The organism is Coleofasciculus sp. LEGE 07092 (assembly GCF_015207375.1).
GTDB lineage: Bacteria > Cyanobacteriota > Cyanobacteriia > Cyanobacteriales > Coleofasciculaceae > LEGE-07092.
Window position 1 is genome coordinate 24,231 of record NZ_JADEWY010000074.1, and the last position, 10,222, is coordinate 34,452.

Annotated in this window: 10 protein-coding genes and 1 pseudogene; 9 read left to right on the forward strand and 2 right to left on the reverse strand. The window is 46.3% G+C overall.

Going from position 1 to position 10,222, the window contains the following annotated elements; all coding sequences use genetic code 11:
* The first annotated feature begins 61 nt into the window (after positions 1-61).
* A complete protein-coding gene (locus IQ257_RS17810; protein WP_193875399.1) occupies positions 62-937 on the forward strand; it encodes a WD40 repeat domain-containing protein in 876 nt (291 codons plus the stop codon).
* A 74-nt stretch (positions 938-1,011) separates the two neighbouring features.
* Here the strand turns inward: IQ257_RS17810 and IQ257_RS17815 are convergent, their stop codons facing one another.
* Positions 1,012-1,227: a hypothetical protein gene (locus IQ257_RS17815; RefSeq protein WP_193875380.1), complete on the reverse strand. Its 216-nt coding sequence runs from the start codon at positions 1,225-1,227 to the stop codon at positions 1,012-1,014.
* 197 nt (positions 1,228-1,424) lie between these two features.
* Between IQ257_RS17815 and IQ257_RS17820 the strand changes: the two genes are divergently transcribed.
* From IQ257_RS17820 to IQ257_RS17855, 7 genes and pseudogenes are all read left to right on the forward strand, one after another.
* Entirely contained in the window at positions 1,425-2,291 is an 867-nt protein-coding gene (locus IQ257_RS17820; RefSeq protein WP_193875383.1) for a type IV pilin-like G/H family protein, read from the forward strand.
* A 32-nt stretch (positions 2,292-2,323) separates the two neighbouring features.
* Complete coding sequence (locus IQ257_RS17825) at positions 2,324-3,382, forward strand: MFS transporter (protein WP_193875385.1); 1,059 nt, start codon at positions 2,324-2,326, stop codon at positions 3,380-3,382.
* 292 nt (positions 3,383-3,674) lie between these two features.
* Positions 3,675-4,655 (forward strand): serine/threonine protein kinase, encoded by a 981-nt coding sequence (locus tag IQ257_RS17830; RefSeq protein WP_193875387.1) that lies wholly within the window; start codon positions 3,675-3,677, stop codon positions 4,653-4,655.
* Positions 4,656-4,670: 15 nt separating this feature from the next.
* Positions 4,671-5,138 (forward strand): annotated as a pseudogene (locus IQ257_RS31220) (WD40 repeat domain-containing protein); the annotation flags it as partial.
* 6 nt (positions 5,139-5,144) lie between these two features.
* The gene (locus IQ257_RS31225) at positions 5,145-5,534 is read left to right on the forward strand and encodes a WD40 repeat domain-containing protein (protein WP_193875389.1); all 390 of its coding nucleotides are present in this window, start codon (positions 5,145-5,147) and stop codon (positions 5,532-5,534) included.
* 200 nt (positions 5,535-5,734) lie between these two features.
* Entirely contained in the window at positions 5,735-6,361 is a 627-nt protein-coding gene (locus tag IQ257_RS17850) for a type I restriction endonuclease (protein WP_193875391.1), read from the forward strand.
* A 5-nt stretch (positions 6,362-6,366) separates the two neighbouring features.
* Positions 6,367-7,554, forward strand: coding sequence for a cysteine desulfurase family protein (locus IQ257_RS17855; RefSeq protein ID WP_193875393.1), 1,188 nt, complete (start codon positions 6,367-6,369; stop codon positions 7,552-7,554).
* On the opposite strand, the gene IQ257_RS17860 is transcribed toward IQ257_RS17855, so the two are convergent.
* On the reverse strand, positions 7,542-7,865 hold the full coding sequence (locus IQ257_RS17860) for a hypothetical protein (protein ID WP_193933136.1): 324 nt from the start codon (positions 7,863-7,865) through the stop codon (positions 7,542-7,544). The two genes, IQ257_RS17855 and IQ257_RS17860, sit on opposite strands and share 13 nt — an antisense overlap.
* 272 nt (positions 7,866-8,137) lie before the next feature.
* Between IQ257_RS17860 and IQ257_RS17865 the strand changes: the two genes are divergently transcribed.
* Positions 8,138-10,198: an Rne/Rng family ribonuclease gene (locus tag IQ257_RS17865; protein ID WP_193882587.1), complete on the forward strand. Its 2,061-nt coding sequence runs from the start codon at positions 8,138-8,140 to the stop codon at positions 10,196-10,198.
* Positions 10,199-10,222 lie beyond the last annotated feature (24 nt).

The following is a 10,222-nucleotide window of genomic DNA, read 5'->3' on the forward strand; positions in this document are numbered from 1 at the left end:
AAGAGAACCCGAAACAGCCATACTGAGTGTGCCAGCTTTTGCTGCTTTAGATAAGCGACCTATGAAAGAAAAAAAACTTCTCGGTCTGTGGTTAGCTGGACCTAGGGATGCAGTTTACTCCGTGGCAGTTACGCCTGACGGACAGAATGTGGTTGGGGGTGGCGCAGATAAGCTGATTCGTATGTGGGATTTAAGCAGCACTCATGAAAAATCCCTTTTCCGGGGTCATTCGGATTGGGTTCATTCTGTGGCGATTAGTCCTGATGGGCAAACTTTGGTGAGTGGCAGTTTCGATGGCACTCTTAAAGTATGGAATCTCGAAAGTGGTGAAGAAATTCGTACCCTTACAGGTCATTCAGACCGAGTTTACTCCGTTGCCATTAGTCCTGATGGACAAACTGCCTTTAGTGGTAGCCAAGACACAACGATCAAACTTTGGAACCTGAATAGTGGTGAAGAAATTCGCACCATCACAGATCATTCAGACTGGGTTTATGCGGTTGCGATTAGTCGGGATGGACAGACGCTAGTGAGTGGTTGTGCAGATGGCACGATTCGAGTTAGCAATAAGGGACTACTCACGGGTCATGGGGGTAGCGTGACTTCGGTGGCAATTAGTGCCGACGGGCAAACTATTGCCAGTGGCAGTATTGATGAAACGATTAAGCTGTGGGACTTAAAGACAGGTCGAGAAATTGGTAGTCTGAGAGGTCATTCTGGTGGTGTAACGTCAGTTGCGATCGCTCCGAATGGGCAAAGGCTGGTTAGTGGTAGTAATGATACAACCGTTAAGGTGTGGGACTTCCAGACAGGGGAAGAAGTACACACCTTTACCCATCACGCCAAAGCTGTTTTATCGGTAGCAATTAGCCCTGATGGTGAAACCATTGTCAGTGGCAGTCGCAATGACGTGATTAAGGTTTGGGGAATGCAGTAAGCTATCCGACATCTTATGGCAGTCCCGTTCTCGGACTGGGGAAGGGTTAAGGGGTAAAGGAGTTTTTGTCAGCTTTAATCGCAAGGCGGACAATCTACGCCTTCTCCACAATTATTGTCTGATTCTGCTCCTGCGGGTGTCCAGCTACATTGGGGTTCATCGTAGCCTGGGCGATCGTCGTTCGGCAAACTTGAATAGTCTGAAACCATACGGCTGAATTCAGTCAGTGAGGCTTCCTCCAGGGGAAGCGGTTCAGTTGTGGGAAATTTGTCTGAAGACTTATTTACCATTATTTTCTTTCTTCCATTAGTTTTCCTAGATTTTTCCAACCTATCCTAGGTAGGCTTACGTTTGTATATTCCTAGATGTATAGAAATACCTGTGATTTGCCCTGACTTTGGTTAGACTTAAAGCCAGATCCCCGACTTCTTGAAGAAGTCGGGGATCTAAATCTCTACCATCTCAGTACAGACTCTGGTAATCATTGATGATGATAGTACCTGTCCTTGCCAATGTTGCTGCTCCCCAGATTCTTACCCTGACGGGGAATGTATTGATTGTTTTCAGTATTATTCCTGTCGAATTCCTGGTTCTTTGGTTACTCTTTCATCGCTTTTTCAAGGTTCAGATAGGAGTGCCTAAACTCCTACTTGTAACTATCGTTACAAACATTGCTACCTCGATTATTGGTATTCCTTTCGCTTTTAATAATTCTTTCGCTAGCAGTCCAGGAACCGCTTTCTTTGTTCTCCCGATCTTGTTTATATTCACTTGGTTTATTGAAGGGAGTTTATACAGTCCTCTGTTAAAAAGTAAAAGTTATCGAATTTCTAAGCGGCAGTTACGGTTAGGAGCTTTTTGGAGTAATTTAGCCAGTTATGCTATTTTTGTCTTAGTTTTACTTCCTGTTAGCACTCCGTTTAATTTATTCTGGCAGCCCAATCCCCTGCGAGCCAATTGGGAAGTTAAGTTGGCGATTGGTAATATTTTGAGCTACCAACAGGTCTTCTATGATGAAACGTCAAAATTTGCTTCCAGCTTTAAAGAACTTCCAGATAGTCCCCAAGCTTATGGTTTTTTCAACGAAACCCAAATCCCAACTGACAGTCAAATAGAAAACCAATTCCATTACTTTAAAATTGACGGCGACTCGGAAAAAGCAACCGTCAAGGCGGCGGCAAAAGCTAAAAACCTCAATAGCTACACGGGAATAGTATTTGTAGTCAAAGAAAAACCGGAACCTGAATTTATTAGAGGGATTTGTAAAACTGATCAACCTTCAACCGTTCCTCCCACCTCTCCTCAACTCAAGGATGGTAAAATTCAGTGTCCGTCTGGTTCATCTTTATTATAAATTTCACCATTTTAGAGTTATAGAAATACGTTATGCAGCGGTTATTACTTCCAGCGGTTTTAGGACTGGCACATGGGATTGCTGATGCAGCCGCTGGCTTTTTACTGGGAACTTTACCCCAAAGCCTATCCCTGGAACAAAGTGGTTTACTTATCTTACTTTACAATGGATTGGCATTTGGATATCAGCCGTTAGTTGGGATGGTGACGGATAAAATAAAACGTCCAAGACTAGCCGTTTTAATGGGATTACTGGTACTCAGTCTGGCGCTATTTTCAGTTAATTGGCAACTACAATTCGCCGTAATATTAGCTGGAATGGGTTCGGCGGCGTTTCATGTTGGGGGTGGTGCCATAGCAGTTTGGGCAACTCCTAAATCTACCCTTGGTGCTGGATTATTTGCTGCACCGGGAGTGGTGGGATTAGCAGTAGGCGGCGCGTTAGGATTTGCGGGGTATGAAGGTACAGGATTGCTGGTATCGCTACTTTTAATAGTAATGGGTGCGATCGCTCTCATGCCGTTGCCCAAACTCCCCTATCGCCAGTCGTCTGATCCTGACTCGGTTCAGGAATTAGCGGTTGAGGATCGGGATTTACTGGTGCTAGTAGTCCTAAGTGCGATCGCGCTAACGTCTCTGGTATGGACTAGCTTCGATTTTATGCTGCGGGGTAATACCTCTGTGTTAATAGCCATGGCAGTGGCGGCAGCAGTGGGTAAAATCTTGGGAGGTAGTTTGGCAACGCGCTGGGGGTGGCGGTTGTGGACAGTAGGAACATTAACACTTTCAACCCTGTTGCTAGCATTGGGAGGACATCATCTTTTGACGTTACTGCCAGCCATGGCACTATTGCAGTCCAGCATACCTGTTACTTTAGCGGCAACGGCTCACCTTATGCCAGAACAACCTGCGACAGGAGCAGGGTTTGCCTTGGGATTAGCGATCGCAATAGGTGGTATTCCTGTAGTTGCGGGGTTGGGGGAGATAACCAGTATACCTGTGATTTCTGCGGTATTAGTGATGGTGGTAATGGTGTTGTTGGGGTGGGTTTTGAATACCAAAATGATCTCAACGACAGGAATTAGAAAATAAGCGATTACACAGGGTAAAGGCTTTTCTCTCAACTTACATCTTGCACCTGGCGGTTGAAACCGCAGCTATTGCATTCAAAACCTGCCGGAGTTTACCCGTGCTACGCACCGCTAACGCTAACGAACGAAGTGAAGGGCAGGTTAGAAAACCCTTGATTTTCGGTTAGTCCGCGTAGGCGGACTTGGAATGCAATAGCCCCAGAATTCTATTCTGAGGGCTTGGTGCAAGATGTGAGTCAACGAATATAGCAGTGAGGCTACACTAGCAATCAGAACTCGTATTCGCTGAATCGATGAGCCTTTGCATCAACCCCCAGTGCCAAAACCCTGACAATCCCGATAACCTGCTGCGTTGCCAAAGCTGTGATTCTGAATTACTGCTGGAAGGGCGTTATCTCGTCAGATGCCAACTGGGTGAGGGGGGTTTTGCTAAGACGTACGAAGTCAGCGATCGCACCAACATCCCCAAAGTTCTCAAAGTTCTGAGTAAAAAGGAACCCAAACCTGTAGAGCAATTCCAGCGAGAAGCCCAAGTATTAACTCGGTTGAATCATCCAGGAGTTCCCCAGGGAGAAGAATCCTTTACCTTTTACCCCAAAAACAGTCAAGAACCAGTGTATTGTCTGGTAATGGAGAAAGTTGAGGGAGAGAACTTACAGGAGTGGCTGGAAAAAGGGAAAAATCGCCCAATTGGTGAAAAAACAGCACTTAATTGGCTGAATCAACTAGTAAAGACACTACATGAAGTCCATCAACAGCAGCTTATTCATCGAGATATTAAGCCGTCAAATATCATGCTCAAGCCAGATGGAGGACTGGTATTAATTGATTTTGGCATAGCACGGGAAATTACCGGAACTTACGAGCAAAAGCAAGCAGCAGGACAGCTCACAAAAGTTGTTTCTGACGGTTACTCTCCCCTAGAGCAAGTCAATGGTAGCGCTGTTCCCCAATCAGATTTTTTTGCCTTGGGTCGTACTTTTGTCCATTTACTAACGGGAGAACATCCTCTGAACCTTTGTGATCACAATCGCCACGATATCTATACCGATGAGTTAGAAGATTGGCGTGATAAAGCTACTCAAATTTCTTCCCTACTAGGCGATTTTATCGATAAACTGATGGCTCGTCCAATGCAGAAGCGCCACGCCGATACCCAGACAATTCTGGAACGGTTGGCAGAGATTGAGCAGACTTTGTATCCACATAAACAAAAGAAGCAAAAACTATCTAATTCAGAAACGGCTACAAATTGGCAAAATGTCACACTATAGCGCACTCTTGGTGATATATCTTCTTGGCATTCAGCTTCTGTTAATGCTGTAGCCATTAGCCCTGACGGACAGAGCTTAGTTAGTGGCAGTGCAGACAAAACAATCAAACTGTGGAACCTGAGTACAGGAGAGGTAATTCAAACTTTCAGGGGTTTTTCATCAAGTATTCTATCCGTAGCCATTAGCTCAGATGGAGAAACTCTAGCTGGGGGCAGTGCAGACAAGTTAGTCATTTTAGGGAACCTAAAAACTGGAAAGTTTACACGCTCTCTCAATGGACATTCAGGTCAGGTCTTCTCTGTTGCATTTCACCCAACCAAGAAAAATATCCTATTCAGTGGCAGTGGCGATAAGTCAGTCCTAGTATGGAATGTAGAAGCTGGGCAACTAACTCACACCTATACCAGACATTCAAGTGGTGTTACTTCCATAGCAGTTAGTCCTGATGGTCAGACTTTAGTTAGTGGGAGTTATGACAAGACAATCATAGTGTGGACGAATCATATACTCACGGGGCATTCAAATGTTGTTCGCTCTGTTGTAGTTAGTACCGATGGGCAGATTTTAGTCAGTGGTAGTCAGGATAAAGAAGTTGGAGAAATCAAGGTATGGAACTTAAGTAATGGAGAACTACTTCATACGTTCACTGGTCATTCCGGTGCCGTATCAGCTTTAGCAATTAGTCCCGATGGACAGACCTTAGTTAGTGGAAGTCTTTCAGAAAAGACAATTAGAGTTTGGAATCTCAGTACTGGACAAGAAATACACGCCCTGACCAATCATTTAGATGGTGTAACCTCTCTAGAAATTAGCCCAGATGGACGAACCTTGGTTAGCGCAAGTCGGGACTGTAGCATTAAAGTTTGGCAAATCCAATAAAATCTCACTATTCAGTCTTCCGTACCCAGTGCGATCGCCTCTAATATCATCAACCTTCAGGCAAAATGAACTCTATACAGTCCTGAGTATCCTCAAAAAACTGGGTCAACTTATCACTCTAGAAAAATAACCAATGTGGCAACGGATTTGGTAACGGATGTAACAGATGTTTAACCAATAACCAATCTAGTAAAGTTTCTATGACTCTAATCATCCAAGCTCAAGATATCACTCTCAGTCAATTAACCGAGCTTTTTGGTTTAACCATTACCTATGATGACCAATTTTTTACCGAGTGGTTAGATAACTTACCCGAACTCACTGATATAGAAAAACAACAGCTTGATCGAGTTAAACGAAACTATATCAGTTTGATCGAGCGCCACACTCTATCCGAAAATCTGGTGAAGATGGTGGTTGTGGAGCATTTACTCGATTTAGCAGATTTTTACCTACCTCCCTTTGATGTTAAAGATGAAAAATCAGTCGAACTGTCGGTACTCGATGAAGATAAACTTATCCGAGGTCGCCTGGATTTCTTAGTTTTCAAGAATCAAGTCTGGTTTGCCGTTATCGAGTCTAAAAATGCAGGTATTTCCCTCCGCGAAGCCCTACCTCAATGTCTAGCCTATATGCTTAATAATCCTCAACCCGATCGCTCAATTTTTGGCTTATTAACCAATGGCGATGATTTTGTATTTGTCAAATTAACTCAGCAAGGCACACCTAAGTATGCTTTATCTGATAAGTTTACACTTTGGAAGCGAGAGAATGAGTTGTATAAAGTTCTGAGTATACTCAAAAAACTGGGTCAACTCATCAGCTAATAGTCATGTCTAATCGTCCCATTTACCTCGACAACCACGCCACCACCCCCATGGACGAACGGGTGCTAGAGGCAATGCTGCCCTATTTTACCGAACATTTTGGGAATCCCTCCAGCATCAGCCACGCTTACGGTTGGGAAGCTGAAGCCGCTGTTAAAAAAGCAAGAGCTATCCTAGCAGATGCCATCCACGCCACACCAGAGGAGATTATTTTCACCAGTGGGGCGACGGAAGCGAACAACTTGGCGGTTAAGGGCGTTGCTGAAGCTTACTTCAGTAAAGGGCGTCACATTATCACCGTCCAAACCGAACACAGTGCCGTACTCGATCCCTGTCGCTACTTACAAACTTTAGGATTTGAAGTAACCTTTCTACCCGTCCAACCCGATGGACTAATAGATTTAGCCCAACTTGAAAAAGCCATTCGCCCTGACACAATTTTAGTATCGGTAATGGCAGCCAATAACGAAATTGGGGTATTACAGCCCTTGGCAGAAATTGGGGAAATCTGCCACCAAAACCAGGTATTGTTCCACACCGATGCAGCTCAAGCGATCGCAAAAATTCCTCTAGATGTACAGTCGATGAACATTAACCTGATGTCCTTAACAGCACACAAGGTTTACGGACCTAAAGGGATCGGGCTACTCTACGTTCAACGTCGCCACCCCAAAGTTAAGCTAGCTCCTCAAATCCAGGGAGGTGGACACGAACGAGGACTACGCTCTGGCACCCTTTACACCCCTCAAATTGTAGGCTTTGCCAAAGCGGTAGAACTGGGACTAGAGGTACGGGAATCCGAATCTAAACTCCTACTACAACTGCGGGAACGTCTGTGGAATGCCCTTTCTCGCTTGGGAGATATTCATCTTAACGGTCATCGGACTCAACGATTGTCAGGAAACCTTAACATTAGTGTACAAGGTGTAGATGGTTCAGCCCTACTGTTAGGATTGCAGCCAATAGCTGCTGTTTCCTCTGGTTCTGCTTGCTCCTCAGCAACAGTTGCCCCTTCCCACGTCCTCTTAGCCCTAGGACGTTCGGAATCCCTAGCCTATGCCTCGATCCGATTTGGCATCGGGCGCTATAATACCGCCGCAGAGATTGATAAAGTCGCCCAACAAGCGATCGCTACCATTGAGTCTCTACGCCAAGCCCACCCAGCCACTTCCCAAAGCACTCAAATCAAGTAAAACCAAAGGTTAATATCCATCTCCCCATCTCCCCATCTCCTCAGCTCCCCAGCTCCCCAGCTCCCCAGCTCCCCAGCTTTTCGTAAAAGTGCGGTATAATATACAATCATGGGAACAGTTGCGCGTACAGGTTCCATGGGGTTTAACCCGTGTAAACTAGCAATAGATGCTACACGCAACTGATTCGCAGATCTAGACAGATTTTCGTACTCGCGCGTCACAAACTCCAATGCTTGACTTTTGTGAAGGGTCGTGCCGCTGGCTACCGAATGCATTGGGGAAGGGTTAATCCATCGGAGTGTCCCTTTCATTCAGTCACTCCGAGACCATTAAAAATTCTCTTTTTCCTAGGTGAAGCTAGAGTTTTCGCTTTCTACAGTTATCTTGGGTAGCCAAAGCAAGAGGGATAGACCAGTTTTAGATAGGCGATTTGAAAATTTGGATTTGGAGGGCCTGCCAGACAAGTATTCGACAATCTCTCAACCTTGGCTAGCGTTCCTCCGCCCAAAAATCGGCAATCTAAAATCCAAAATCTACAAAAGCCTTAGTACCTAAGCGTGCTGCCAATTTTTGAGGAAATTGAATGGCAAAGCAAATTATTATTGCAGAGCAACATCGGCTTGCTGCCGTATTTTCAGAAGATCAGATTCAAGAACTCGTCGTTGCCACTGGCAGCCACCAGGTAGGTGATATTTATCTCGGCGTTGTCGAAAATGTCTTACCTGGAATTGATGCCGCGTTTGTTAATATCGGCGATGCCGAGCGCAATGGTTTCATTCACGTCACTGACTTAGGTCCTTTACGGCTGAAGCGTCGAGCTGGTGCGATTACCGAACTCCTAGCACCCCAACAAAAAGTCTTGGTGCAGGTGATGAAAGAGCCAACGGGCAATAAAGGTCCTCGGCTGACGGGGAACCTCAGTTTACCCGGTCGCTATCTAGTACTGATGCCTTATGGACGGGGTGTTAACTTATCGCGGCGGATTCGGAGCGATAGTGAGCGCAATCGTCTCAGGGCGCTGGCTGTATTGATCAAACCCGCAGGCATGGGATTGCTAGTGCGCACGGAAGCCGAGGGTAGGGCTGAAGAAGCCATTATGGAAGATTTGGAGGCACTCCAAAAACAGTGGGAAGCCGTCCAGCAGGAGGCGACTTCCAGCCGAGCGCCTGCCTTACTTAATCGTGATGATGATTTTATTCAGCGCGTCCTCCGGGATATGTATACGGCGGACGTGAATCGAATTGTGGTTGATTCTCATACGGGGGTGAAGCGGGTCAAACAGCAGTTGGTGAGCTGGAGTGGGGGGCGAAATCCAGAAGGGGTTTTGATCGACCACCACCGCGACCGCTTACCCATTCTCGATTACTTCCGGGTTAATGCTGCGATCCGAGAAGCTCTGAAGCCCCGCGTCGATCTGCCGTCTGGAGGCTACATTATCATTCAGCCGACGGAAGCCCTGACGGTGATTGACGTGAACTCGGGTTCATTTACGCGATCGGCAACCGCACGAGAAACGGTCTTGTGGACGAATTGTGAAGCCGCAACCGAAATCGCCCGCCAACTGCGCCTGCGCAACGTTGCTGGCGTAATTGTTGTTGACTTTATCGATATGGATTCGCGGCGAGACCAGCTACAAGTTCTAGAACATTTTAACAAAGCCTTGAGGGTAGATAAAGCTAGACCTCAAATTGCCCAGTTATCAGAACTAGGCTTGGTAGAATTAACCCGCAAACGCCAAGGTCAAAATATTTACGAGTTGTTTGGCAGCCCCTGTTCTACCTGTGGGGGATTTGGACATCTGGTACATCTCCCTGGCGAGACAGAATCTACAGCAAAGGAAAAAGAAATTGTAGAACCTGCTGTTCGTATAGAACTGAGGGAACCGACAACATCAGAGATGCCGGAAACTTTCGATATCCCTACTTTCAACGAACCTGACGAACTAGATCTCCTACACCACCCCAGCTATCAGGAGCGAGGGGGAGTAAACGGTGTCAATCGCCGCCGCCGTCGCCGCCGTCTTGATGAAGTAGGAGCCAAAGAGGAGCCTGTTACGAAAAGTGTTCGCCCAACTCCTGTGCCTCAAGGGTTGCCAGAGCCAACGGTAGAGCTTGATAGCATCAGTGAACCAAGCAGGGAGAGTATCCCAGGACGCCCCGTACTGTCAGACTCAGCCGAACGTCCTGGCAAACCACAACTGATCAAATCGTCTGTTGAGATAGAAAAGCCAGAAGTCATTGCTGTGGAAATGACTCCAGAAGAACAGGATATTTATGCGTTGATGGGCATTTCTCCGTTAGTGCGACTTGAACGAGAGATTAAATATCCTAGGGCTGCGATCATTTCTGTCGTACTTCCCGGCGAAGGCGATCGCACTTCCAATTCCAATGAGGCAGCCGTAGAATCATTTACAGAAGCTTCATCCTTTGAAGAGGGATTAGATGAAGCGGAGACTTCTGAATCTGAAACGGTAGAAGTGACATCTGCTATCGAGGCATCCGATACAGATACAGAGCTAGCAACTAACCAGACAAGTACTAGCGAATCAGATACTCCTGCTCCCGAATCAGATACTCCTGCTCCCGTGATTCGCCGCCGCCGCCGCCGTTCTTCGGCAATCGATAGCGAGGAATCGACAGCTTAGGGAGGAGATGGGGAGCGGGGGTGC

Coding starts and splice junctions, on each gene's coding strand:
- IQ257_RS17810 (WP_193875399.1), top strand. CDS start 62: ATGAAAGAAAAAAAACTTCTCGGTCTGTGGTTAGCTGGACCTAGGGAT.
- IQ257_RS17865 (WP_193882587.1), top strand. CDS start 8,138: ATGGCAAAGCAAATTATTATTGCAGAGCAACATCGGCTTGCTGCCGTA.
- IQ257_RS17820 (WP_193875383.1), top strand. CDS start 1,425: ATGATGATAGTACCTGTCCTTGCCAATGTTGCTGCTCCCCAGATTCTT.
- IQ257_RS17830 (WP_193875387.1), top strand. CDS start 3,675: ATGAGCCTTTGCATCAACCCCCAGTGCCAAAACCCTGACAATCCCGAT.
- IQ257_RS17855 (WP_193875393.1), top strand. CDS start 6,367: ATGTCTAATCGTCCCATTTACCTCGACAACCACGCCACCACCCCCATG.
- IQ257_RS17825 (WP_193875385.1), top strand. CDS start 2,324: ATGCAGCGGTTATTACTTCCAGCGGTTTTAGGACTGGCACATGGGATT.
- IQ257_RS17850 (WP_193875391.1), top strand. CDS start 5,735: ATGACTCTAATCATCCAAGCTCAAGATATCACTCTCAGTCAATTAACC.
- IQ257_RS17860 (WP_193933136.1), bottom strand. CDS start 7,865: ATGAAAGGGACACTCCGATGGATTAACCCTTCCCCAATGCATTCGGTA.
- IQ257_RS17815 (WP_193875380.1), bottom strand. CDS start 1,227: ATGGTAAATAAGTCTTCAGACAAATTTCCCACAACTGAACCGCTTCCC.